Raw genomic sequence first — 23,204 nt, forward strand, 5'->3', positions numbered from 1 at the left:
TTGTACGGATGAGCGGAGCGACGGCCGGGCTGCCCGGTGCCGTCCGGCGGGTCGGCCGTGTCCGGTCCCGCCGCGTCCACCTTCCGACCTCTCCCGGCCAAGAGAAGGCAGGATGACGCTCGCGCTCCGGTACGCCGCCCGCACCGACGTCGGTCTCGGTCCGAAGAAGCGGAACGAGGACTCCGGGTACGCCGGTCCCTACCTCCTCGCGGTCGCCGACGGAATGGGCGGCGCGGTCGGCGGCGACGTCGCCAGTGCCATCACGATCACCACGGTGCGTGACCTCGACGTCGCCGAGCACGCCGACCCCGACCAGGAGCTCACCCGGGTCGCGGGCGAGGCCAACTCGCGCATCGCCGCCCGGATCGAGACCGAGCCCCACCTGGAGGGCATGGGCACGACGCTGACGGCGATCCTGTTCGACGGGATCGTCGCCCACGTCGCCCACATCGGCGACTCGCGCGCCTACCTCCTGCGCGGTGGCCGGCTGCGGATGCTCACCCACGACCACACGTTCGTGCAGAGCCTGGTCGACGAGGGCCGGATCACCCCGGAGGAGGCCGAGTACCACCCGCACCGGTCGCTCATCATCCGGGTACTCGAGGGCCGCCAGGACGCCCGTCCGGACATCCAGCCGATCGAGGTCGACCCGGGCGACCGGTTCCTGGTCTGCTCCGACGGCCTGGACAACGCCGGCATCAAGGACCCCGCCATCGCGGAGATCCTCGGCCGCGCGGCCACGCCGGAGGAGGCCGCGACCAACCTGGTCGAGGCGGCCCTGGACCACGGCAGCCCCGACAACGTGACCTGCGTGGTGGCCGACGTCGTCGACCCCGACCGCGACGGCGGACATGGTGCGGCCGCGGGCGCGATCGCCCTGGTCGGCGCGGTGGCGGCGGTCGACCCGGAGGTGAGTTCGGGCGGCAACAGCGTCACCTCCTCCCACCCCACCTCCACCCACCAGGTCGTGGACGACGAGGACGAAGACCTCGACGTCCGGACCGCCGACGTCGGCGCCGGTGTGCCCGGCGACGCCGACCGCGAGGAGGAGCTGCGCTACGCGCCGCGCCCTCCGCGCCGCCGGTTCCGCTGGCTGGTCCGCGGCCTGTGCATCCTCGCCGTGCTGGCGTTGCTCGTGGTCGGCGTCCGGTGGGCGTACGACTGGACCCAGCGGCAGTACTACGTCGGCGCCTATCCCACCGACGCGGCGGACCACGGCGACACAGGCACGCCCGCCCGGGTGGCGATCTTCCGCGGGATCTCCCAGCAGATCCCCGGCCTGCGGGTGTCCCAGCTCTACGAGCTCGAGCCGCTGGCGCTGGCCAAGCTCCCGCAGTACCACCGCGAGCGAGTCTCCAGCACGATCGCGGCCAACGACCTCGGCGAGGCCCGGGCCATCGTCTCGATGCTGTCCGACGTCGCCCGCCGCTGCTCCGCCCAGGGCACTGCCAAGCCCACCCCCACTCCGACGCCCCGGCCCACCGGCAAGGCCACGGGCCGGCCGAGCCCCACGAAGACGCCGAAAGCAAACGCCGCCATGCCCTCACCGTCCGTCACCGAGACCCCGGCACAGTCCCGCGCGGCCGGCGCGCCCGACATCCCCCTCGAGTGTGACGGCGGCGAAGCCCCGACTCCGACCCCGACAGGTACGAAGTGAGCGACACACAGCAGGCCAACTCCGTGCAGCCCCGCAAGCGCCGCGGCGCGGAGCTGGTCCTGCTCGTCCTCGCGCTCGGAGTCGGCGTCGGTGCGTACGCCATCGTCGGCGTCGCGGTGACCGGCCACGTCTCCCCGCAGATCGTGTCGTACGCCCTCGGCCTCGTCCTGCTGGTCGGCATCGCGCACCTCGTGGTCAGGTTCCGCGCGCCGTACGCCGACCCGATCCTGCTGCCCTGCGTCGTCCTGCTCAACAGCCTCGGCCTGGCGCTGATCCACCGGCTCGACCTGTCCAAGGTCAAGGCGGCCCAGGACGCCGGCGAGGCGATGCCCCGCGTCGACGCTCCTGCCCAGCTCACCTGGACCGCGGTGGGTGTGGCGGCGTTCATCGCCATGTTGCTGCTGGTCCGCGACCACCGCTGGCTGCAGCGGGCGACCTACACCGCGCTGTTCGGCGGTGTCGCGCTGCTGCTCCTCCCGCTGGTGCCCGGAATCGGCGTGCGCTTCCAGGGCGCGCAGATCTGGGTGCGCTTCGCCGGGCTGTCGTTCCAGCCGGGCGAGGTGGCGAAGATGCTGCTGATCGTCTTCTTCGCCGGCTACCTCGTGGTCAAGAAGGAGGCGCTGGCGCTGGCCGGGCGGCGGTTCCTCGCCATCGACCTGCCCCGCGGCCGCGACCTGGGCCCGATCGTGTCCGCCTGGCTGATCAGCCTGGCCATCCTGGTCTTCCAGCGCGACCTGGGCACCGCGGTGCTGTTCTTCGGCGTCTTCGTGGTCATGTTGTACGTCGCGACCGAACGCCCCGGCTGGCTGTTCCTCGGCGGCACGATGTTCGTCGGCGGCGCGTGGTTCGCCTACATCGCCGCCACTCAGCTCCACATCTCGCAGTTCACCCACATCGCCAACCGCGTCAACGCCTGGTTGCACCCGTTCGACCCGGCCAACGCCGACGGCGCGTACCAGATCGTCCAGTCGCTGTACGGCTTCGCCTACGGCGGCCTGCTCGGCCGCGGGCTCGGTGAGGGCCACCCCACGCTGGTGCCACTGGCCAAGAGCGACTTCATCGCCGCGGTGATCGGCGAGGAGCTCGGCCTGACCGGGCTGATGGCGATCCTGCTGCTGTACGGCGTGATCGTCGAACGCGGCCTGCGCACCGCCCTGGTCTGCCGCGACCAGTACGGCAAGCTGCTCGCCACCGGCATCGCCACGGTCTTCGCCATCCAGGTGTTCGTGGTGATCGGCGGCGTGACCAAGCTGATCCCGCTGACCGGCCTCACCACGCCGTTCCTGTCCTACGGAGGTTCCTCGCTGGTTGCCAACTGGGCGCTGGTCGCCCTGATGCTCCGGATCAGCGACTTCGCGCGAAGGCCGGCCGCCGTGCTGCCTCCCGCGCCGACCGAAGATGCCCTGACCCAGGTAGTGGTGGTACGCCGGTGATGTCTCGATGAACCGTTCGATCCGCCGGATCGCGGTGGCCTTCATGGTGCTGTTCCTTGCCCTGCTGGCCAACGCCAACTACATCCAGGTCTTCCAGGCCTCAGACCTCAACGACCGCTCCGACAACAAGCGGGTCACGCTGGACGAGTACGCCCGGGAGCGGGGCCCGATCCTCGTCGGGGGCACCCAGGTCGCCTACTCCGTGAAGACCAAGGACGACCTGGTCTACCTCCGCAGGTACCGCGACCCGCAGTTGTACGGCCACCTCACCGGCTACTACTCCTACGTCCTCGGCCGGCGCGGCCTGGAGAAGGCGGAGAACTCCGTCCTGTCCGGGACCGACGACCGGCTGTTCGTCCGCCGGATCGTGGACCTGATCACCAACCGCAAGCCGCAGGGCGGCAGCGTCCTGCTGACGATCAACCCGAAGGCGCAGCAGGCGGCCTACGACGCGCTGGGCAACAAGCGCGGCGCCGTGGTCGCGATCGAGCCGTCGACCGGCAAGATCCTGGCGATGGTGAGCAAGCCGACGTACGACCCCAACCAGCTCTCCTCCCACAACGCCAACTCGATCCTGAAGGCGGCCAACAAGCTGCAGGACGACTCCAGCAACCCGATGGAGAACCGCGCGGCACAGCGCCGTTACCCGCCGGGCTCGACGTTCAAGCTGGTCACCGCGGCGGCGGCCCTGTCGAGTGGGCGCTTCAACCCCAACACCCAACTCCCCGCGCCGGCCGTGCTGGACCTCCCGCTGACCACGTTCAACATGAAGAACTGGCAGAACGGCCTGTGCGGGCCCGCTCCGCAGGTCACCCTCACCGAGGCCCTGGCCACCTCCTGCAACACCGCGTTCGCCGGACTCGGACTCAAGGTCGGCGACAAGGCGTTGCGCCAGCAGGCGGAGAAGTTCGGCTTCGGCCAGGAGTACCTCCAGGACCTCAACGCCTCCACCAGCGTGTTCCCCTCGGAGCTGAACCCCCCGCAGCTCGCACAGAGCTCGATCGGCCAGTACGACGTCGCCGCCACGCCGCTGCAGATGGCGATGGTCTCCGCCGGCATCGCCAACGGCGGCAAGGTGATGCAGCCCTACGTCGTGGCCAAGGTGAGCGGGCCGGACCTGAAGACCCTCGAGGTGACCGAGCCCCAGACGCTGTCCCAGGCGGTGTCCGGGGACGTCGCCGGGCAGCTGACCAAGATGATGGTCAACGTCGTGGACCACGGCACCGGTGCGCCGGTGAAGATCGACGGGGTGTCGGTGGCCGGCAAGACGGGAACGGCTCAGACCACGCCCGACAAACCGCCGTACGCCTGGTTCACGTCGTTCGCGCCGGCGAACGCCCCCCAGGTCGCGGTGGCCGTGGTCATCGAGCACGCCAACGTGGGGCGCAACGAGATTTCCGGCGGACAGCTGGCGGCCCCGGTGGCCAAGGCCGTGATGCGGGCGGTGATCGGGCGATGACGCCGCGACACCGTGTGAAGAGAGGTACGTCATGACGGAGGCGCGATTCCTCGGCGGCCGCTACGAGCTCGGCGAGGTGCTCGGGCACGGCGGCATGGCCGAGGTGAGGATCGGCGTCGACCGCCGACTCGGCCGCACGGTCGCGGTGAAGACGCTGCGCCCCGACCTCGCCACCGACCCGATCTTCCAGGCGAGGTTCCGGCGCGAGGCGCAGTCCGCGGCGGCGCTCAACCAGCCGACCATCGTCGCCGTCTACGACACCGGCGAGGAGAAGGCGGACGGCATCTCGGTGCCGTACATCGTCATGGAGTACGTCGAGGGACGGACCCTGCGCGACGTGCTCCGCGAGGGCCGGCGGATCCTCCCCGAGCGGGCGCTGGAGATCACCGCGGACGTGCTGGAGGCACTGGAGTACAGCCACCGCGCGGGCATCATCCACCGCGACATCAAGCCCGGCAACGTCATGCTGACGCCGAGCGGCGACGTCAAGGTGATGGACTTCGGCATCGCCCGCGCGGTCGCCGACGCCTCGGCCACGATGACCCAGACCGCGGCCGTCATCGGCACCGCGCAGTACCTCTCCCCGGAGCAGGCGCGCGGTGAGTCGGTCGACGCCCGCAGCGACATCTACTCCACCGGCTGCCTGCTGTACGAACTCCTCACCGGCCGGCCGCCGTTCGTCGGCGACTCGCCGGTCTCCGTGGCCTACCAGCACGTCCGGGAGGAGCCTCGGCCAGCGTCGATGCTCGACCCGGAGGTGCCGCCGATCGCCGACGCGATCACCCTCAAGGCGCTGCAGAAGAAGCCGCACGACCGGTACCAGTCCGCGGCGGAGATGCGGCAGGACATCGAACGCGGGCTGTCCGGCCAGGAACTCATCGCGCCGATGCTCGCCGCCGATGCGACCGCGCGCTTCCTGCCGCCGGACGAGCCGGACACCCCGACGAACCACGAACGCGCGGCCGCCTACGCCGAGGACGACGAGCAGAACCCACAGCGCGGCCGGAGGGCGGCGTACATCCTGCTCGCCATCGCCATCGTGTTCGTGCTCGGCGTCGCGGCGTTCATCGGCCTGCAGAGCCTGGGCAAGAACTCCGCGAACACCGTCTCCACCCCGACGCTGCAGGGAAAGACGCTGACCGAGGCGCAGGCCGTGCTCGCGCGGAGCCAGCTTCGGCTCGGCAAGGTCACCCAGCAGGCCAGCAAGGACGTCACGAAGGGGCAGATCGTCTCCCAGAACCCCACGCCGGGCGCCTCCGCCAAGGTCGACAGCGCCGTGGACGTCGCGGTGTCCAGTGGACAGGGCGATGTCACCATCCCCGCGGTGGTGGGCAAGAAGGTCTCCGCGGCCCGCGCGATGCTGGAGAAGGAAGGCCTGAACGTCGTCAGCCGCGAGGACTCCAACGCCAGCGGTGACGCCAACTCGGTCAGTCGCGTCAACCCGGACGAGGGGTCGGTCGTCAAGGCCGGCAGCACCGTCACGCTGTACCACGCGAGCGGGCTGGTGTCCGTCCCGCGCGTCGTGGGGGACAGCGTGGCGGTTGCGGAGGCCCGGCTCGCCGACGCGGGGTTCCGGGTGAGCAAGCGCTACGACACCACGTCGCAGGCACAGGCGGGCACGGTCGTCCGGCAGGTGCCGGGCGCCGGACAACGACGGGAACCCGACACGACGGTCACGATCGTGATCGCCCGGGCGCCGGCCGGCCAGCCCAAGCCGCAGCCGAAGCCCAAGCCCACCAAGACCAAGGAGCCGTCGCCGACTCCGACCCCGACTCCGACCCAGCCGGAGCCGACTCCGACCCAGACCGAGAGTCCGAAGCCGACGCCCACGGACACCCCGCCGCCGGAACCCCAGCCGACGCCCACCACGCCGGCACCTCAGGGTGACGCCGCGAAGACCCCACCGCCTCCGCCACCCGCGGCCTGATTCGTCGGCTGCCCGACCGCCCGGCGACGGGCGCGGGGGAGTCAGGTCAGGCGAGGAGGAGGTACGCATCGGCCGGTCCGGCTCACGAGCGGCTGACCACCGGCGCGAGCCCGGCCGACCGTTCCACCGCGTCCGCCTCGCCACAGGTGACCAGCCAGTTGGCCAGCAACCGGTGGCCTCCCTCGGTGAGGACCGACTCGGGGTGGAACTGCACTCCCTCGCAGTCGAACTCGCGGTGCTTGAGCGCCATCAGTACGCCGGAGTCGGTTCGGGCGGTGACCTCGAACTCCGGCGGCACCGAGCCGGGTTCGACCGCCAGGGAGTGGTAGCGGGTCGCGGTGAAGGGGTCCGGCAGCCCGGCCAGAACCCCTGCGCCCTCGTGGTGGACCAGGCTGGTCTTGCCGTGCAGGAGTTCGGGAGCGCGGGAGACCACCCCGCCGTACGCGACGGCGATCGCCTGCAGACCGAGACACACCCCGAACACCGGAACCCGCCCGGCCGCCCGGCGCACCAGGTCGACACAGACGCCGGCGTGCTCCGGGGTGCCCGGCCCGGGGGAGAGCAGGACACCGGCATAGCCGTCGATCTCGGACAGCTCCACCTCGTCGTTGCGGCGTACGTCGCACTCGACTCCGAGCTGGTAGAGGTACTGCACCAGGTTGAAGACGAAGGAGTCGTAGTTGTCGACGACGAGGATGCGGGTGCTCACCGGACCATTGTGCTGCGCGCCCCGTCCGAACGTCCCGCCGCCCGTCGACTACCGCACCGGTCAGCGGGAGGCCGCGTCCCCGCTGACGTCGCGTTCGGCGGCGTAGTCGAGGTTGAGCGGCCCGTCGAACGCCGGCATCCGCAGGTTCGTCGACCGAGTGAGCTTCCACCCCAGGCGGTACCTCGGGTCGGTGACGTAGGCGAGGTAGGTGTTGATCGCGGGCGAGTCCCCGATCGCCTGGATCATGCCGCCCACGTCGCCGACCGCCTCGATGCGGTACGGCGGCGGGTAGGGGACACCGTGGAGTACGACCGAGTTACCGACGCAGCGGATCGCGGAGGTGGAGATCACCCGCTGTCCCTGGATCGTCATCGCCTCGGCGCCACCGGCCCACATCGCGTTCACCACGGCCTGGATGTCCTGCTGGTGGACGACCAGGGCGTCGGGGTCGGTGTCGTTGGTACGGGCGCTGGGTGGAGCGTCGTCCAGCACGACGGTGACCCCCGGGCCCCGGACCGGAGTCAGCCCGGCGACGGGCGCGAGCCGGTCGACCTTCTTCTGGGCCGCGTCGGACCGGTCGTTGCGCAGCTGTCGGGCCAGGAGCTCGTCGACCTGCGCCCGGAGCTTGCTCACGCGTTCGCCGAGCTGCTTGTTGGTCTGCAGCTGGGTCCGCGCGAGGTCGGCCAGGTCGGTCTGGCGTTCGGCCCGCAGGTCGGTGCCGTCGGCGCTCACCGCGCTGGTCACTCCAAGAAACCCGGCCAGCGCGAACGTCAGTGCTGCCAGCAACCGGGACGGGCGCAGCCGGCGACGGCGCCGGGTGTCCTTGCCGTCGGTGCTGTCGGTGCTGTCCTTGCTGTCCTTGCTGTCCGCCGACTCGGAGGTCGACGAGTCGGGCAGTTGGTCAGCCACGTGCCCTCCGTCGTCGTCGCGCCCTGAGTGTTGACTACGCTAACCGACGTCCGTGTCCGACCAGTGTCCAGTCAGCGTCCCCCGTCAGGGTCCCGCCCTTGTGAGCCGGCTCCAGCCGGCGTCGGCCATGCCGGCCGGCTCGGACGTCTTACTACGAAAGGTGGCAAGGTGCCCGAATCACACGGCCGGAAGAAGCAGGTTTACACCCCTCCCCGCGGCGGCACCGCGAAGGGCGAGGGAAGCAGGCACGCCGGACGGTGGGTGGTGCCGGTCATGCTGACCTGTTTCCTGGTCGGCCTGGCCTGGATCGTCACCTTCTACCTCGCCGGTACCGAGATTCCCGGCATGCGCGATCTGCACAACTGGAACATCCTGATCGGGATGGGTCTGATCGCCACCGGGTTCGTCGTCTCTACTCAGTGGCGCTGACTTCCCCTCGTCCTGCGATGGCCGCGCGATCACTGCTCGGTGACCCATTGGTGTCGCGCGAACGGCTTACACCCGTGTAGTTCATCCACACCGCCATCCCCAGGCTGTGGACAACTTCCCTGTGGATCGGCACCTGTGGAGCCGCCGCCGACCGCCCCACCCGCCGAGACTGTGCGAGTACGCCGATCCGGCGAGACTCCCGCGCGGGCTCAGGCCACTCGGCAACGACGAGTAAACCTGAGAAAGCTGCAGGTCAGCGGCTTGATCTGTACCGCGGACCAGGCGTCCACACGCTGTCCCCAGCTATTCGGGAGTTGTCCCCAACATCCACAGGCAGCCTGGGGATATCCCCGGTGATCGCCCGGGGGTTTTCCACAGCTGTGGACTGTGGAGAAGGCGGGCCAGAGGTGTGAGCGCCTCGCCACGACGACGGACGCCGGACCTGGGTGCCAAGCGTCAGCCAGAGCTACGGGAGGTCAGGCGAGGCCGGCGTTGATCTGCGCGGTTCGCCACAGGATCAGCGCGATCGAGGCGAGCAGCACACCCGCGAAGCCGAGGCCCTGCACGAGGTCACGGCGTTCCCGCGGCGCGTACGCGAGTACCGCACCCAGCACCAGCCCGGCGACGAACCCGCCGAGGTGGCCCTGCCAGGACAGGAAGTGCCGGAAGACGACGTTCAGCACGACGTTCATGAGCAGGATCCCGAGGAACCAGCTCATGTCGGCCCGCATCCGCCGGGCCATCATCACGGTCGCGCCGAACAGTCCGAAGATCGCGCCGGACGCACCGAGGATCGGCGTCAACGGCGAGGTGAAGGCGTACGCGACGGCGCTGCCGGCCAGCGCCGCGACGAGGTAGAGCGCGGTGAACCGCAACCGGCCGAGCAGCCGCTCCAGCGGTGGACCGAGCACCCACAGGGAGAACATGTTGATCGCCAGGTGCCAGATCTCGACGTGCAGGAACGCCGACGTCAGCAGCCGCCAGTAGGCGCCGCCGGCCACGCCGAAGGACTCACCGACCGCGTCGGCGAAGAAGAACCTGTTGCCGACCAGGGAGAGTTCCTGCTCCACCGACCGGCCGACCACCACCGTCGCCAGGAAGACCAGGAGGTTGAGCCCGATCAGCACCTTGGTGACGAGCCCGTCGCGGCCGCGGACGATACCGCCGAACCGCGTGCGGGCGGCCGGGGTGGACCGGGCTCCTTCGCGCACGCACTCCACACACTGGAAACCAACGGCCGCCTGCCGCTGGCAGTCCGGGCAGATCGGCCGTTCGCAGCGCTGGCAACGGATGTAGGTCTCGCGCTGGGGGTGGCGGTAACAGGTCGGCACGGGCGGGTGCCCGGAGGACTGGCTGGCCTCCGGGCCTTCGTCCGGCCCTGGCTGGTCGGTCATCGCTGCTCGGCCCAGGTCGTCGGGGGTCAGGCCTCGCGGCGCTCGATGTCGACCGACTCCAGGATGACCGGCTCGAGCGGCCGGTCCATCTGCCCGGTGGGCACGGAGTTGATCTCGTCCAGCACCGTCCGGCTGGCCTGGTCCTCGACCTCACCGAAGATCGTGTGCCGGCCGTTGAGGTGCGGCGTCGGACCGGCGGTGATGAAGAACTGCGAGCCGTTGGTGTTGGGGCCGGCGTTCGCCATCGCCAGGAGGTAGGGACGGTCGAAGCGCAGATCGGGGTGGATCTCGTCGCCGAAGCGGTAACCCGGACCGCCGGTGCCGGTGCCGAGAGGGCAGCCACCCTGGGTCATGAAGCCCTCGATGATCCGGTGGAACGTGAGGCCGTCGTAGAAGCGGTCGGAGGACTTCTCCCCGGTCTCGGGGTTGACCCACTCGCGGGTACCCTCCGCCAGGCCGACGAAGTTCTGCACCGTCTTGGGCGCGTGATCGGGGAACAGCCGGATCACCACATTGCCCTTCGAGGTCCGAAGTGTGGCGAACGTCTCTTCACTCACCGGTACGTCCTCTCTCCGCTCGTGTTGCCGTAGCGGCGATCCTTTCACGGCAACGAGTGGAATGCTTGCGGGGTGCCCCCGCGACATGAACGTGCCGACCGGGCATGATCGGAGGCACCGTGGGAAAGGCATCCCGACACATCCCCGCCGCGTGGTGCACGGGGACTCGAGAAGAAGCCGCACGCCGCACGTGTGGACAAGGAGGCGCAACCAGATGGGACGCCAGAAGAAGCGAGCGGGCCTGGCCCCGGAGCTCCGCGATCGGGTCGCTCCGGCCGCCGACTACACCCGCGAACGACTCACCCCCGCCGTTGACAGTGCGCGCCAGCGACTCGTACCCGCTGTCGAGTCCGCCCGCGAACGCGTCATCCCCGCCGTCGAGTCCGCCCGCGAACGCGTCGCGCCGGCCGTGGAGAGCGCCCGCGAGCGGATGAGCCCGGCTGTGGAGAACGCCCGGGGACGCCTCGGCCCCGCCGTCGAGAACGCCCGGTCCCACCTCGGCCCGGCCGTCGAAAATGCCCGGACGCACCTCGGCCCCGCCGTGGAGAACGCCCGGACGCACCTCGGCCCGGCGGTCGAGGAGGCCCGGGAGAAGGTCACCCCCGCTGTCGAGCACGCCCGCCAGGTCTTCGTCGACGACGTCGCGCCGCGGGTGAGCGAGGCGGTCGTGCACGCGCTCGAGGTCAGCGAGCCCTACCGCGACGAGGCCGTACGCCGTGGCACCGCCGCCTACGCCGCCCTGCGAGGCGAGGTCGAGGTGGCCAAGCCGCACCGCAAGCGCAAGTGGGGCCTGCTCCTGCTCGTCGGTGCGCTCGGCGGCGCCGCCATCGCCGCCTACCGCGCCCTCAAGGGGAGCAGCCAGCAGCAGTGGCAGCCGATGCCGTCGGCGGCGCCGCCGCAGACCTCGGCTCCGGCGAGCCCGCCCGCGCCCGGCCAGACGCCGGAGACGGTCGCCGGGTCCGGTGCGCCCAAGCACGCGTCGTCCGAGTCGGCCGACACCGTGGGCGCCAGCCCGGGCGAGGCGGTCGCCGACCGCACTCCCACGCCGCCGATCCCGACCACGCCGGACGCACCGGCCGAGCACGTCGAGACGCCGGAGGCCGCCGAGGACAACGACCGCGACGGCCGGCACTCCGGCTGACGTACCCCTCGGCAACCTGGCAGCACAGACACCACGCGGCACCAGCACCTCTGCGCCGGCAGCGCGATCTCACCCGCATCCAGCGGGCCGAGCGTCGCGCTGCCGGCGTTCCGCGTCCCCGAGCCGTCTCGGGGCCGGTGTCCGGCGTTCGACCGGCCCGCGGTTGCCAGCGTGCTCGGCGTGCTCAGCGGGCGAGCCGGCCGAGCAACGCGGACGCCGCGGTGATGCCCACGCCGGCGGCCACGGCGAGCACCGCGAAGTCCAGCGCCAGGTGCGCGGGCGTACCCACCAGCAGTCCACGTAGCGCGTCCACCTGGTAGCTCAACGGGTTGGCGAGGGCGATCCAGCGCAGCCAGCCCGGCATCAGCGCCACCGGGTAGAGCGCGTTCGAGGCGAAGAACAACGGCATGGTCAGCGCCTGCCCGATTCCCATCAGCCGGTCGCGGTTGAGCACCAGCCCGGCGATGGTGAGGGACAGACAGCAGAAGAACGCCGCGCCGAGCATCAGGGCGGCGAACGCGCCCAGGATGCGCAGCGGGTTCGCGGTCAGGTCCACCCCGAGCACCGCCGCGAGAAGCAGCACGATCACCGCCTGTACACAGGCTCGCACCCCCGCCGCGAACGCCTTGCCGCTGACCAGCGCGGCCCGCGGGGTCGGGGTGACCAGCAGCTTGGCGAGCACGCCCGCGTCGCGCTCCCAGATGATCTGGATGCCGTAGAAGATCGCGATGAACAACGCCGACTGGGCCAGGATCCCCGGTGCCAGGAAGTCCAGGTAGGGCACCTGGCCGGTGGGGATGACGTGCAACCGGCTGAACGTCGTACCGAAGACGGTGAGCCACAGCGCCGGCTGCACCGCGCGGGTGACCAGCTCCGTCCGGTCGTGACGCAGCTTCTGCAGTTCGAGCAGGCACAGGGTCACCACCCGGCTCGGCAGCCGCCACGGGACGCGTTCCCGGATGGGCTGGTCAACCGAGCCGCCGGGCCGTGCGACGCGTGCTTCGGACGCCACGGAAGTCACCGCCCTCCTCGCCGTCGCCGGTTCCGTCGCCGAACACGTCGCCGGAGTGGTGCCGGAAGACCGCCTCCAGCGTGGCGCCCGGCCCGAGCGCGGCCTTCAGCTCCGCCGGTGCACCGACCGCGCGCAGCCGGCCGAGGTGCATCAGCGCGATCCGGTCGCACTCCTGCTCGGCCTCGTCCATGTAGTGGGTGGTGACCAGCACCGTCATGCCGGTGTCGGCGCGCAACTCCTGGACGCGCTCCCAGACCGTCCCGCGCGCGATCGGGTCCAGGCCGATGGTGGGTTCGTCGAGCACCAGCAGCTGCGGGCGGCTGACCAGTGCCTGGGCGAGCTCGAGCCGGCGGATCATGCCGCCGGAGTACGTCGAGGCGAGCCGGTCGGCCGCGTCGGACAGGCCCATCACGGTGAGCGCGTCGTCGACCTGGCGGCGTCGTTCGCTCCGCGGCACGTCGAACAGCCGGGCGAACAGCGTGACGTTCTCCCGCCCGGTGAGGGCCGCGTCCGCGGACAGCTGCTGGGGCACGTAGCCGAGCAGCCGGCGGACCGCCATCTTCGACCGGCGTACGTCGCGTCCGAAGACGTGCACCTGGCCGTCCTGGATCGGCAGCAGCGTGGTGAGCAGCCGGATCGTGGTGGTCTTGCCCGCTCCGTTGGGGCCGAGCAGTCCGAACACCTCACCGCGGCGTACGTCGAGATCGACCTCGTCGACGGCCAGGTGCTCCTTGAAGCGGTACGACAGGCCGCGCAGACACGCCGCCGGCGCCTCGGTGGACCCGTCGTACAGACCTGTGGAAAGAGTTGTGGACAGGCCGCAGGGCGGCCCTGTGGACAGGCCGTCGGACGGCCCGGTGGGACCGACGCTCATCCTGCCAGCCTAGCTCTGGGCCGGTCCGGTCGTGAGCCGACGAACGACCTGGGTCAGGGCTCTCCAAAGGGCCGGTGACCTGCGGCTTTCTCAGACAGGACGGACCCTAGGAGAGGACGTCCTTGCGGAGGAACGTCCACCACGCCAACGCCAGGAAGATCCCCGTGTACGCCAGGGACGACAGGGTGCCCTTGGCCAGGTCCTCCCACTGCAGGGGATCGGTGAACAGCCCGCGCCAGGCGGCGGCGTAGTGCATCGGGAGTACGGAACGAATCGCGCCGAGCGCCTCTACCGCGTCCAGAATGTTCGCGACGATCACCACGAGGACCGCCCCGCCCACCGCGACCAGCGGCGCGTCGGTGCGCACCGAGAACCAGAACGCCAGCGCCGCCACCAGCAGCAGACAGACCGCCAGGTAGCCGACCATCACCGCGATTCGCCACAGCGCGTCCACCGGAGGCAGTTCGTCGCCACGCGGGGTACGCAACGGGTGCCAGCCGAACGCCGCGCTGCCCACGGCCAGGGCGGTGACGGTGAGGACCAGCAGCGCGACCACCGAGGTGGCGAGGCCGACCGCCAGCTTCACCCCGAGCAGCCGGGCGCGGGAGACGGGCACCGCGAGCAGGTATCGGAGGCTTCCCCACCCGGCCTCGCCGGCCACCGCGTCGCCGCACACCAGCGCGACGATCAGGGTGAGCAGCAGGGCCGCCGCGGTGGCCAGGGTGAACACCGTGAAGTTGACGCCGCCGAAGGTCGCCAGCGCACCGAACGACGGCAGCCCGCCGCTGTCTCCGGACCCCCAGGTGAACGCCGCCACCAGGACCAGGGGGAGCGCGACGACGAGTCCGAACGCGAGGGCGGTGCGCCGGCGGCGCAGCTGCCGGCGGAGCTCCGCCCGGAACGGCAGGGTGGCACCGGACCGGTAGCCGGGCGTCCCGCCGTCGACGGCGCCGGCCACCGCGGCGCCGGTCTCCGCTCCATTCGGGGCGTCGGCGGCATCGTCGGTCGCGGCGGAGTCTTCGATGGCGGCTGGGTTCTCGCTCGCCTGCTCGGTCACGCCGGACCACCTTTCTCGACCGTGGCCACGAGGTCGTCGGCCGGCGACTGGTCGGCCGGCGTCTCGTCCTCCACCAGGGTCAGGAACACGTCCTCGAGGGTCGGTGAGTCACCGACGACCTCGGCAACCGTCCCGGCCGCCAGCCGCCGGCCCCGGTGCAGGATCACGACGTGACTGCAGGTGCGCTCCACCTCCGCGAGCAGGTGGCTGGACACGAGGACCGCTCGGCCACCCGCGGTGTAGGCGCGCAGCGTACGCCGCAGGGTCGCGATCTGTGGCGGGTCGAGCCCGTCGGTGGGCTCGTCCAGGATGAGCAGGTCGGGTAGCCCGAGCATGGCCTGGGCGATCGCCAGCCGCTGCCGCATGCCGTGGCTGTAGGTGCGGACCCTGCGGTTCAGGCCGGGGCCGAGGGCGGCGATGGCGAGCACCTCGTCCAGGTGCGCGTCGCCCGGCGGGCGGCCGGTGGCCTGCCAGAAGAGCTCGAGGTTGGCCCGGCCGGTCAGATCCGGCAGGAAGCCCGGCCCCTCCACCAACGGGCCCACCCGGGACAGCACGGGTGCGCCGGCGCCGACCCGGTGGCCGAAGACGAGCGCCTCGCCCGCGGTCGGCCGGACCAGGCCGAGCAGGATGCGCAGACAGGTCGTCTTACCGGCGCCGTTCGGGCCGAGCAGCCCGACCACCTCGCCGCGGCGGACGGTGAAGTCGACGTCGTCCAGCGCGGTGAGCCCGTCGGCGTAGGTCTTGGTCACGCCGTGGACCACCAGCGGCACGTCGGCGTACTCCGCCACCACCCGCCGAACCCGCCGCCTGCTCCACCGGCGCGCCGCCCACCAGCCGAGCGGGAGTACGACCACCAGCGCGGCCACGACGGCACCGAGCAGGACGACCCACGGTCCGGTCGGGTCGGAGGCGGTGAACGCGGCCACCTGCGGCAGCTTGATCCCGGCGCCCGGAGCGAGGCCGACGGTGTAGACCTGCGGTTGCGCCGGTCCGGCGTACGCCTGGTCGGTGGTGGCGAGGGTGACCCGGAGCCGGTGACCGGCAGGGAACCGGTGCACGATGCCGGGCAGGGTCACCGACACCGGCCTGGCCTCCTCGATCGAGGCGGGCAGCCCCGCCAGCCGGACGGGTGCGACGCCGCCGCCGGGGAGTTCCCGGGCGCCGGTCGGCGCGACGTCGTACAGCTTGACGAACAACACCGCACTGTCCGACCGCGAAGCCGCCCGGATCCGCACGGTGGGTGCGCCGGTGACGTCGACGGGCGCTGCCAGCGGCGCCGAGTCGTACGACGTGAACTGGCCGGGGACGTCCGTGGTGAACGAACCGCCGAGCGACCCCGCGAGCGGGGACTCCGACAAGGAGCCGGACTGGGAACCGGACGAGGCGCCGGACGAAGGGTCGGAGGAGGAGCCGGCCGAGGACCGCGACAGCAGCGAACCGGCGAGGGCGCCCAGCCCGGGTACGGACGAGACGGCCGCGGGAGTGCCGGCCGGTGGGTTGCTGACCGCGCGCGGAGACCCGTGCAGCGCGACGTTGCGGGCCGGGCGGTCCCCGTCGAGGCGGGGGTAGTTGTCGGCGTAGAGGCCGAGCACGCGCACGCCCTCCCCGCCGTAGCCGGTGCCGGTGACCCGGCTGAACGCGAACGAGTCCGGCGGCGGTGACCCCTCGTGGAGCAGGTGGTAGTCGAGCCAGCCGATGGTCGCGGCCTTCACCCGGCGCTGGTCGAGGTCGGCGCCGGCGCCGGCGCCGGCGTCGTGACCGCCGGAGAACCACGCCACCCGCACCTTGGTGCCGGCCCTGGCGATGCCGATGGCGTTGGCGTCGGCCTCGCTGAGCGGGAAGAGCGTGTCCGCGGTGCCCTGTATCAGCAGCGTCGGGGCGGTGATGCGGTGCAGGACGGAGGCCGGGCTGGACCTGGCCAGCAGGGCACGGGTGGCCGGGTCGGTGCGGCCGGTGAGGATCAGTCGCTGGTACGCCCGGCACACGTCCTCGGCGTACCGTCCGCAGTCGGGGCTGGTGCCCGCGGGCGCTCGTCCCGCGCCGCCGCGGGCGGAGCCGAGCCCGGCGGCGAACAACCGGCCGGCCCAGGCCCGCTTCAGTACGCCGGCGCCTGACCCACGCCCGGTCGCCTCCGGCAGCAGCGCGTTGCCCAGGTCGTTCCAGGTAGCCTGGGGAACGATCGCGTCCACCCGGCGGTCGTAGCCGGCCACCAGCAGCGCCAGCGCGCCGCCGTAGGAGGCCCCGACCACGCCGACCCGTGGGTCGCCCGGACCGTCCCGGCGCACCTCCGGACGGCGGGCCAGCCAGTCCAGCAGGCGACGGGCGTCTCTGACCTCCCAGTCGGGGCTGTCCAGGTGGATCTGCCCGCCGGAGCCCCCGAATCCCTCGGCGGTCCAGGTGAGCACGACGTACCCGTGTCGCACCAGGTCACGGGCCTGCCCGGCGACGCTGTCCTTGGTTCCACCGAGTCCGTGGGCGAGCAGCACCGCCGGCGCCGGGCGGCCGGCGGTCGCGGACGAGGGGACGTACAGCCGGGTGTCCAGCCTGACCGGCCGGTCACCGCGCGGCCCGGTGCGAACGGTGACCATGGATTCGGCGGTGCGGTAGCCGGCGCTGTCCCCGGCGCCCTGCCCGTTCGTGCCGCGGGCGGCCGCCGCGACAGCAACGCCGCCGCCCGTGACGAGGGCGACGACGAGGAGAGTGACCAGTGCCGCGCGGGTGCGCGTCCGGCCGCGGGCTGGCGATGCGGCCATGGCGCAACCGTACGCGGCACCTGCCGGACTCGTCCGTGGGTTCCTTCCGGCCGGGACGCGTGTCGTAGCGAGTGCGCGGCGCCGGTTGCCGCCGCGTACTCGCTACTTACTCGCCACTGCGTTGCTACTGCCTCGCTAATGCCCACTTACTGTGTGGCGTCCAGCACCAGCCGGATCGCGAGGGCACCGAAGATGGTCGCGGACGCCCGCTCCAGCCAGCGGCGGAACGCCTGCCGGCGCAGTACCCGCTCGGAGAACGTGCCGGCCAGCAGGGCGACCGAGGAGTCCACCACGATCCCGATGACGATGAAGATCGCGCCGAGGACGAGGAACTGCGCGGTAGCCGGCCAGCTGTGCGCGCCGGTGGTGAGGAACTGCGGCATGAACGCGAGGTAGAAGAGGATGACCTTCGGGTTCGCGAGGTTGGTGAGCACGGCCATCGCGTACACCCGCGGCAGCGAGCGCGGCTTGTTCGGCGTACGCACCGAACCACCCTTGCCCCGGCTGGCCCGCCAGGTCATCACGGCGAGGTAGACCAGGAACAACGCCCCGGCGATCCGGATGCCCTCGAGGACCAGCGGCGCGGTCCTGATCAACGCGCCCAGGCCGAACGCCGCGGCCACGGTGTGCACCATGAGCCCGGTCGACATTCCGGCCGCGGCGACAAAGCCCGCCCGGCGACCGCCGGAAACCGCGTGGGCGAGGACGAACATCATGTCCGGGCCGGGTACGACGCTGATCAACGCCACCGCGACGACGAACGCGATGAGCAGGGCGTGGTTCATGGAGCTGGGGTCCTCCTGGTTCTGCTGGGCGAGTCGCCCGATCAGGGCGCACGCCGAGAAGGAGCCACGCAGGTGTGCGGGCTCCTTGGTGGTTACGTTCTGTGCCGGACCGGGGGTGTGGGATCGCCAGTGCCGGGCGGCCTGCCCACTCTAGGTGGCCGCTGTCCACGCCTCCCAAACGCCCTGGCACCAGGGCGCATTCCACCGCGTTGGGTGGCCGATCGGTCGCCGGCGGGTATGTCGGGCAGCTCTCAGGATTGGTTACGTTCTGCCACTGTGCGGGCTCCCTGGCCGCGCTGACGTCGCGGTCACTCCGCGGGTTCGTCGCCCAGCCGCCGGCGGCCTCGCCGGGCGTGGCGTCCCTTCCACTCGGCGCCCCAGCGCTCGCCCTCGTCCTCGCCCTCGTCCTCGCCGCTCTCGGCACGGTCACGGCGCAGCAGGCGGACGACGACGAACGCCACCACGGCCAGAGCGGCGACCGCGACGATCGCCTTGGAGAGCATTCCGACGTACACCTCGACCAGTGACCAGTGCTCACCCAGGAAGTAGCCGGCCAGGATCAGCGCGGAGTTCCACAGCGCGCTGCCGGCCGCGGTGAGGGGCACGAACAACACCAGCGGCATGCGTTCCACCCCGGCCGGGATCGAGATCAGGCTGCGGAACAGTGGCACCATCCGGCCGAAGAACACCGTCGACCGCCCGTGCCGCAGGAACCACGCCTCGGTCCGGTCGACGTCGGACACCTTCACCAGGGGCAGCTTCCGTACCAGCGCACGCGTGCGGTCGCGGCCCACACCTGCGCCGACGAAGTAGAGGACGAGCGCGCCGAGCGTCGAACCCAGCGTGGTCCAGCCGATGGCGCCCAGCAGGCTGAGATCACCCCGGCTCGCGGTGAACCCTGCCAGCGGCAGGATCAGCTCGCTCGGGATCGGCGGGAAGAGGTTCTCGAGGAAGACCGCCACGCCGGCGCCCGGGCTGCCGAGCTTCTCCATCAGTCCGGTGACCCAGCCGACGATTCCGCCGCTCGGCTCGGCCTTGGCCGCCACCGTCATGGCGCTCACAAACACACTCCGTTCGATCATGCCTGGACGCTACGAACCGCGACCCGGGGGGCGACCCCACCTCAGGGAGCAACGATCGGGCCCTCGTGAGCGCTCCCGACCAGTCCCGGCCGTGTTCTGTTACACATCTGTGCAGGGCAAGCGCGGTCCAGTCCCCACCACTGTCCGGAGCGGCACATGAGCACCCGATACGACGACGTCCTCGACAGCCTCCGCGTCGCCTACGACGACGTCCTCGACAGCCTCCGCGTCGCCTACGACGACGGCGCCGAACGCCGCGACGCTGTGGACAAGGCGCCGTGGAAGCTCGCCGAACGCGCGGCCTTCCTCGACCGGCTGCGAGCCGAGGGCGCCGCGACCCTCCTCCCCTGCTGCGAGAGGCGGCTCAACCGGCGGTGAGCTCGACCCGGTCGAGCGGCACCGGTCGTACGGTTCCTTCGGTCGCGTCCCAGCGCACGAGTTCGGCGGCCGGAAGGACGACGGAACCGAGCTCGGCCTCCCGGTGGTCGTCGCACCAGGTGAGAACAGCTCCGACGCCGAGCGCCGGGGCGGCGAAGTGCACCAGGTTGACGTACCAGTCCCGGGCTTTCCGGGAGGCGGACGGTCCCGGTCGGTCCAGACCGGAACCCGCCTGGAGCGAGCGGTCGATCCGGCGGCGCAGCGTGTCCGCCGTGTCGTCCTCGGGGTAGGCGAGCACCGCGACCCCACGAGGATGCGGACCGACACCCCGAAGGACGAGGCGTACGGGAGGCAGACCGGTCGCCGCGGCACGCAGCGCAGCGCCGAACGTCAGCACCCGCCGGTCGGTAGGCGATACGCCGGGACGATGCGGCTCGAACGTGCAGATGGTCACGTGCAGGTCCGTCTCGGTGTCTGCCCGCCCGTCGTCTGCTCGCCCGGCCGCCACGTCGCGATCATCGCAGGCGAGGAGCCGGCGCGCGCAGAGCCAGAGGTGGAGGCAGAACGGATGGCCGACCGACAGGCCGGCGTCAGCGCCGTGCGGTCAGCTCCACCGTCGTCGGGATTTCATCCAGCTCGACGGCCTGCCGCACCCGCGTCAGTGCCTGGTCGATCCGGGCCCGGGCTGCTGCCGGGTCCGCGTCTCGGTCCAGGACGACGTGCAGGTGAAGCCGGGGGTGGGCCGCCGAGCCGGTCAGGTGGGCATTGCCGCGGTGGAGGTACGGGCTGTCGGCGAGGTCGTTCTCGATCGCGGCGGTGACCGCCCTGCCGGGGAGGTTCGTCACGCCCTGCCGCGAGTCGGGTTCGAGGCGGAGGTTGCGCAGGGTGTCGACCCGGGTCTGGCTCGCCAGCCACCACAGTCCCACCAGGGTCAGCACGATCGCGACCACGGCGAGCGCGGGCCAGAACCACTTCTGCTCCACGACGAACCGGACGGTCGCCGGATCGATCACCGGGGAGGAGGCGGGTCCGAACACGCGTGGGAGGACGTTCAGTCCGCGTGCCAGCCCGGCCGCGCCGGCCAGCAGCAGAATCAGCCCGACGAGCGCGAGCCCCACGCGGTTCCTTCGGGCGGTACGACGATTCCTCGTGGTCATCTGACTCAGTCCTGTCTGCGGCGGACGGTGACCCGGACGTTGGGGCGACCCGCCATCGGCGCGAGTTCGTCGACGCGTTCGGTGACGGCCGTACGGATCTGCTCGTCGAGGCCGGCGGTGTCGCGCAGGGGACTCGACGCGACCACCCGTACCCTGCGCGCACTGACGGCGACCTGAGCGGAGGAGACTCCGGGCACCGACTCCGCCGCGCGGGCGAGGTGCCGGCTCATCCCCGCGGACTCGATCCCCATCACTACCTGGGGATCCGCCGACGCCAGCACCACCGCACGCGGACGGCCGGGCTTCACCGCGAGGAAGAGCAACAGCAGTCCGAGCAGGATGCCCGCGCCGCAGACGACGAACGGCAGTGCGTCGTTCCAGCGCGTTTCCCGACCGAGCGCACTCAATCCATCGACCGGCAGCAGTCCGGGCGGGGACCCGAACAGCCCGCCGATCACCTCGACGGCCACCAGCGCGGCCACCACAGCGAGCACGAGCGCGACGATCGTGGCCGGCAGCACCCGGCGGGGGCGGAACACGCGGGTGGCCCGGCGAAGCGACGTGCGGTCGCCCGATCCGGTGGGCGGCGTCGAAGCCTGGGCAGGCCGGTCTTCCGCCGTACGGATCTCCTCGGTGGGCGCGCTCACAGCACCCTCCTACCGTGCTCGGCCGGGGGTACGAGGTGCGCGACGTCGATGTCGACCTGGCGCACCTCGATCCCGGTGAGTCCGGTGATCCGCTCCATCACGTGGGTACGGAGGTTCCGGGTCACCTCGCGCACCGGCGCGGGATAGACCACCGAAACGGTCATGCGTACGGTGGCCAACTCACCGTCCACCTGCGCCGACACCTGCGGTCCGGAGTCGAGTTCGTCGCGGCCGAGGGCCATGCCGAGCACCCGCCGGCTGGCCCCGCCCGCCTGGTCGACCTCGGCGAGTGCCTGGCCCGCTATGCGTTCGAGGACGCGGCCGGCGATGTCGGTACGACCCCGCGACTCCGGTGGGCCCAGCGTCTTCGTCCGATCCCCTGTGCCGGACGCAGACTCGGGTGGCCGGGTCGCCGGCGCCTCGGCCACGGTCGTCACGACCGCCTCCGGCTACCCAGCAGCGCACCTACGTCGAGGTCGCCGGTGAGCGCCCGGCCGACCAGCAGGCCCAGCAGACCGAGCACCGCCACGATCAGGAACGCCGAGAAACCGCCGAACGCCCCCGCGAATCCCACAGCCGTACCGAACGCCATGCCGATCGCCGGCCACCAGCGCGTCTCATCCATCGAAGGCCACACCCTTTCGATCAGTAGTCCCGCGAACGCGTCACCGCACCCGGGGTTCCCGGCGGCGCACTCGTCGCCACCACCGGATCAGAAGCCACAGTCCGCCACGTCGGCGGTACGTGCTCACGTCGTCGGCTCGCGCCCCGCCGGCTTCTGCTCCCGGTGACGGCGTACGTGCCGACGGGACGCCGCGGCCGGCACGCATCCGTTCCAGTCCGGCGACGAACTCGGCGTGGTCACCGCCCACGTCCGGGTGGTGCGCACGCACCCAGGCCCGGAACGCGCTGCGCTCCGCGCGGGTGCGGGTGGGATCAGAGCTCATCCGACGCCCGGATCCCTTCCCTCACCTGCCTCACCCGCCGCCGGTCGCCCGTCCTGCTCCTCGTCACCCATCGCCAGGTCGTCGATCGTCACGTCGACCCGGCGAGCGGACACGAGCGGAACGACCGCCGCGCGTACCTGCTCGGCGATCTCGGCCAGCGGCCGTCCGTACCGGGCCACCACGGCCACCCGGACCTCGTCGTCGCGTACCGCCACCCCGGGCACAGAGCGCCCGGGCAGGTAGGTGGCGACGGGCCCCGCACTGAGCCGGGCCACCTCCGGGCAGGCCGTGACCGCCGCGGCGATCCGGTCCGCCAACCGGCCCGCGTCGACGGGCTCGGCGCCGGGCGACTCGACGCTTCGCGGTTCGGTGCCGACCGACTCGGCCGCCTGCCGGCTCACTGGACCCGGGGCTGCTCGGGAGCTTCGTTGGTCTCCTGGTCACCAGGCAGGTGAATGTCGCCGACGGTGATGTTGACCTCGGTCACCTCGAGCCCGCACAACTTCTCCACGGCACCCACCACGTTGCGGCGGATGCCCGCGGCGAGGTCGGGGATGGAGACGCCGTACTCGACCACGACGTCCAGGTCGATGGCGGCCTGGCGTTCGCCCACCTCGACCGCGACGCCCTGCGTGACGGTGGACGTCGAGCCACCGATCCGCTCGCGTACCGCGCCGAACGCGCGGGAGATGCCCGCGCCCATGGCGTAGACGCCGCGGACCTCACGGGTCGCCATGCCGACGATCTTCGCGACGACCGCGTCCGCGATCACGGTGCGGCCGCCGCTGCCGGCCAGGTCGGTGCCCTTCCGCGTGGCGACCGCACCGGTGGAGGGTCCGTTCGACTCACCCGCGGTGGCCTTGGTCTTGTCGTTGGTCTGCGCAGTCATGTTCGCCT

25 protein-coding genes are annotated in these 23,204 nt (G+C 71.7%); 7 read left to right on the forward strand and 18 right to left on the reverse strand.

The genetic code is table 11. The features are described 5' to 3' along the window. The first annotated feature begins 112 nt into the window (after positions 1-112). The 4 genes from F4554_RS00425 to pknB are packed head-to-tail and all read left to right on the forward strand — an operon-like array spanning position 113 to position 6,476. Complete coding sequence (locus tag F4554_RS00425) at positions 113-1,657, forward strand: PP2C family protein-serine/threonine phosphatase (RefSeq protein WP_179785512.1); 1,545 nt, start codon at positions 113-115, stop codon at positions 1,655-1,657. Then, complete coding sequence (locus F4554_RS00430) at positions 1,654-3,090, forward strand: FtsW/RodA/SpoVE family cell cycle protein (protein ID WP_179785513.1); 1,437 nt, start codon at positions 1,654-1,656, stop codon at positions 3,088-3,090. Before F4554_RS00425 ends, F4554_RS00430 begins: the two co-directional genes overlap by 4 nt. Positions 3,091-3,097: 7 nt before the next feature. Next, positions 3,098-4,549, forward strand: coding sequence for a peptidoglycan D,D-transpeptidase FtsI family protein (locus F4554_RS00435; protein WP_179785514.1), 1,452 nt, complete (start codon positions 3,098-3,100; stop codon positions 4,547-4,549). A 31-nt stretch (positions 4,550-4,580) separates the two neighbouring features. After that, on the forward strand, positions 4,581-6,476 hold the full coding sequence (gene pknB / locus F4554_RS00440) for a Stk1 family PASTA domain-containing Ser/Thr kinase (protein ID WP_179785515.1): 1,896 nt from the start codon (positions 4,581-4,583) through the stop codon (positions 6,474-6,476). An 82-nt stretch (positions 6,477-6,558) separates the two neighbouring features. Here the strand turns inward: pknB and F4554_RS00445 are convergent, their stop codons facing one another. Together F4554_RS00445 and F4554_RS00450 are read right to left on the reverse strand one after the other, a co-directional pair. After that, on the reverse strand, positions 6,559-7,185 hold the full coding sequence (locus F4554_RS00445) for an aminodeoxychorismate/anthranilate synthase component II (RefSeq protein ID WP_179785516.1): 627 nt from the start codon (positions 7,183-7,185) through the stop codon (positions 6,559-6,561). Positions 7,186-7,245: 60 nt separating this feature from the next. Next, positions 7,246-8,094 carry a DUF881 domain-containing protein gene (locus tag F4554_RS00450; RefSeq protein ID WP_337795803.1) on the reverse strand — a complete coding sequence of 283 codons (849 nt, stop codon included), beginning with the start codon at positions 8,092-8,094 and terminating at the stop codon, positions 7,246-7,248. A gap of 168 nt (positions 8,095-8,262) precedes the next feature. Between F4554_RS00450 and F4554_RS00455 the strand changes: the two genes are divergently transcribed. Then, positions 8,263-8,523: a cell division protein CrgA gene (locus F4554_RS00455; protein WP_179785517.1), complete on the forward strand. Its 261-nt coding sequence runs from the start codon at positions 8,263-8,265 to the stop codon at positions 8,521-8,523. 476 nt (positions 8,524-8,999) lie between these two features. Here F4554_RS00455 and F4554_RS00460 read toward each other — a convergent pair whose 3' ends face one another. Together F4554_RS00460 and F4554_RS00465 are read right to left on the reverse strand one after the other, a co-directional pair. Beyond that, the gene (locus F4554_RS00460; protein WP_179785518.1) at positions 9,000-9,917 is read right to left on the reverse strand and encodes a rhomboid family intramembrane serine protease; all 918 of its coding nucleotides are present in this window, start codon (positions 9,915-9,917) and stop codon (positions 9,000-9,002) included. 26 nt (positions 9,918-9,943) lie between these two features. Beyond that, a complete protein-coding gene (locus F4554_RS00465; protein ID WP_337795804.1) occupies positions 9,944-10,474 on the reverse strand; it encodes a peptidylprolyl isomerase in 531 nt (176 codons plus the stop codon). 214 nt (positions 10,475-10,688) lie between these two features. Between F4554_RS00465 and F4554_RS00470 the strand changes: the two genes are divergently transcribed. Beyond that, on the forward strand, positions 10,689-11,615 hold the full coding sequence (locus tag F4554_RS00470; RefSeq protein WP_179785520.1) for a DUF5324 family protein: 927 nt from the start codon (positions 10,689-10,691) through the stop codon (positions 11,613-11,615). Between the two features lie 184 nt (positions 11,616-11,799). On the opposite strand, the gene F4554_RS00475 is transcribed toward F4554_RS00470, so the two are convergent. The 6 genes from F4554_RS00475 to F4554_RS00500 all read right to left on the reverse strand — a co-directional run bounded on the left by F4554_RS00475 (position 11,800) and on the right by F4554_RS00500 (position 19,178). Beyond that, complete coding sequence (locus tag F4554_RS00475) at positions 11,800-12,627, reverse strand: ABC transporter permease (protein WP_179785521.1); 828 nt, start codon at positions 12,625-12,627, stop codon at positions 11,800-11,802. Beyond that, on the reverse strand, positions 12,584-13,501 hold the full coding sequence (locus F4554_RS00480) for an ATP-binding cassette domain-containing protein (RefSeq protein WP_179785522.1): 918 nt from the start codon (positions 13,499-13,501) through the stop codon (positions 12,584-12,586). The genes F4554_RS00475 and F4554_RS00480 overlap by 44 nt, the downstream gene beginning before the upstream one ends. Positions 13,502-13,607: 106 nt before the next feature. Further along, the gene (locus F4554_RS00485; protein ID WP_337795805.1) at positions 13,608-14,558 is read right to left on the reverse strand and encodes an ABC transporter permease; all 951 of its coding nucleotides are present in this window, start codon (positions 14,556-14,558) and stop codon (positions 13,608-13,610) included. After that, positions 14,555-17,311 carry an alpha/beta fold hydrolase gene (locus tag F4554_RS00490; RefSeq protein WP_179785523.1) on the reverse strand — a complete coding sequence of 919 codons (2,757 nt, stop codon included), beginning with the start codon at positions 17,309-17,311 and terminating at the stop codon, positions 14,555-14,557. Before F4554_RS00490 ends, F4554_RS00485 begins: the two co-directional genes overlap by 4 nt. A gap of 146 nt (positions 17,312-17,457) precedes the next feature. Further along, positions 17,458-18,096, reverse strand: a complete 639-nt coding sequence (locus F4554_RS00495) for a LysE family translocator (RefSeq protein ID WP_179785524.1) — start codon at positions 18,094-18,096, stop codon at positions 17,458-17,460. Between the two features lie 308 nt (positions 18,097-18,404). Next, positions 18,405-19,178 carry a DedA family protein gene (locus F4554_RS00500; protein WP_179785525.1) on the reverse strand — a complete coding sequence of 258 codons (774 nt, stop codon included), beginning with the start codon at positions 19,176-19,178 and terminating at the stop codon, positions 18,405-18,407. Positions 19,179-19,334: 156 nt separating this feature from the next. Here F4554_RS00500 and F4554_RS00505 point away from each other — a divergent pair, with 156 nt between their 5' ends. Further along, positions 19,335-19,556, forward strand: a complete 222-nt coding sequence (locus tag F4554_RS00505; protein ID WP_179785526.1) for a hypothetical protein — start codon at positions 19,335-19,337, stop codon at positions 19,554-19,556. Here the strand turns inward: F4554_RS00505 and F4554_RS00510 are convergent. From F4554_RS00510 to F4554_RS00545, 8 genes are all read right to left on the reverse strand, one after another. After that, positions 19,543-20,064, reverse strand: a complete 522-nt coding sequence (locus F4554_RS00510; RefSeq protein ID WP_179785527.1) for a hypothetical protein — start codon at positions 20,062-20,064, stop codon at positions 19,543-19,545. The genes F4554_RS00505 and F4554_RS00510 overlap by 14 nt on opposite strands. An 82-nt stretch (positions 20,065-20,146) precedes the next feature. Further along, positions 20,147-20,674 (reverse strand): alkaline shock response membrane anchor protein AmaP, encoded by a 528-nt coding sequence (locus F4554_RS00515; protein ID WP_179785528.1) that lies wholly within the window; start codon positions 20,672-20,674, stop codon positions 20,147-20,149. Positions 20,675-20,718: 44 nt separating this feature from the next. Then, positions 20,719-21,360, reverse strand: a complete 642-nt coding sequence (locus F4554_RS33380) for a DUF6286 domain-containing protein (protein ID WP_179785529.1) — start codon at positions 21,358-21,360, stop codon at positions 20,719-20,721. Beyond that, positions 21,357-21,797 carry an Asp23/Gls24 family envelope stress response protein gene (locus tag F4554_RS00525; RefSeq protein WP_179785530.1) on the reverse strand — a complete coding sequence of 147 codons (441 nt, stop codon included), beginning with the start codon at positions 21,795-21,797 and terminating at the stop codon, positions 21,357-21,359. Before F4554_RS00525 ends, F4554_RS33380 begins: the two co-directional genes overlap by 4 nt. Then, on the reverse strand, positions 21,794-21,985 hold the full coding sequence (locus F4554_RS00530) for a hypothetical protein (RefSeq protein WP_092651195.1): 192 nt from the start codon (positions 21,983-21,985) through the stop codon (positions 21,794-21,796). Before F4554_RS00530 ends, F4554_RS00525 begins: the two co-directional genes overlap by 4 nt. 40 nt (positions 21,986-22,025) lie before the next feature. Then, the gene (locus F4554_RS00535; RefSeq protein ID WP_179785531.1) at positions 22,026-22,307 is read right to left on the reverse strand and encodes a hypothetical protein; all 282 of its coding nucleotides are present in this window, start codon (positions 22,305-22,307) and stop codon (positions 22,026-22,028) included. After that, positions 22,304-22,708 carry an Asp23/Gls24 family envelope stress response protein gene (locus F4554_RS00540; protein WP_179785532.1) on the reverse strand — a complete coding sequence of 135 codons (405 nt, stop codon included), beginning with the start codon at positions 22,706-22,708 and terminating at the stop codon, positions 22,304-22,306. Before F4554_RS00540 ends, F4554_RS00535 begins: the two co-directional genes overlap by 4 nt. Continuing rightward, the gene (locus F4554_RS00545) at positions 22,705-23,196 is read right to left on the reverse strand and encodes an Asp23/Gls24 family envelope stress response protein (protein ID WP_179785533.1); all 492 of its coding nucleotides are present in this window, start codon (positions 23,194-23,196) and stop codon (positions 22,705-22,707) included. The genes F4554_RS00540 and F4554_RS00545 overlap by 4 nt, the downstream gene beginning before the upstream one ends. Between the last annotated feature and the right edge of the window lie 8 nt (positions 23,197-23,204).

Origin of the sequence: Actinopolymorpha rutila, from assembly GCF_013407855.1 — a bacterium.
Taxonomy (GTDB): Bacteria; Actinomycetota; Actinomycetes; order Propionibacteriales; family Actinopolymorphaceae; genus Actinopolymorpha; species Actinopolymorpha rutila.

Coding starts and splice junctions, on each gene's coding strand:
- F4554_RS00425 (WP_179785512.1), top strand. CDS start 113: ATGACGCTCGCGCTCCGGTACGCCGCCCGCACCGACGTCGGTCTCGGT.
- F4554_RS00435 (WP_179785514.1), top strand. CDS start 3,098: ATGAACCGTTCGATCCGCCGGATCGCGGTGGCCTTCATGGTGCTGTTC.
- pknB (WP_179785515.1), top strand. CDS start 4,581: ATGACGGAGGCGCGATTCCTCGGCGGCCGCTACGAGCTCGGCGAGGTG.
- F4554_RS00460 (WP_179785518.1), bottom strand. CDS start 9,917: ATGACCGACCAGCCAGGGCCGGACGAAGGCCCGGAGGCCAGCCAGTCC.
- F4554_RS00470 (WP_179785520.1), top strand. CDS start 10,689: ATGGGACGCCAGAAGAAGCGAGCGGGCCTGGCCCCGGAGCTCCGCGAT.
- F4554_RS00480 (WP_179785522.1), bottom strand. CDS start 13,501: ATGAGCGTCGGTCCCACCGGGCCGTCCGACGGCCTGTCCACAGGGCCG.
- F4554_RS00490 (WP_179785523.1), bottom strand. CDS start 17,311: ATGGCCGCATCGCCAGCCCGCGGCCGGACGCGCACCCGCGCGGCACTG.
- F4554_RS00495 (WP_179785524.1), bottom strand. CDS start 18,096: ATGAACCACGCCCTGCTCATCGCGTTCGTCGTCGCGGTGGCGTTGATC.
- F4554_RS00500 (WP_179785525.1), bottom strand. CDS start 19,178: ATGATCGAACGGAGTGTGTTTGTGAGCGCCATGACGGTGGCGGCCAAG.
- F4554_RS00505 (WP_179785526.1), top strand. CDS start 19,335: ATGAGCACCCGATACGACGACGTCCTCGACAGCCTCCGCGTCGCCTAC.
- F4554_RS00530 (WP_092651195.1), bottom strand. CDS start 21,985: ATGGATGAGACGCGCTGGTGGCCGGCGATCGGCATGGCGTTCGGTACG.
- F4554_RS00535 (WP_179785531.1), bottom strand. CDS start 22,307: ATGAGCTCTGATCCCACCCGCACCCGCGCGGAGCGCAGCGCGTTCCGG.
- F4554_RS00545 (WP_179785533.1), bottom strand. CDS start 23,196: ATGACTGCGCAGACCAACGACAAGACCAAGGCCACCGCGGGTGAGTCG.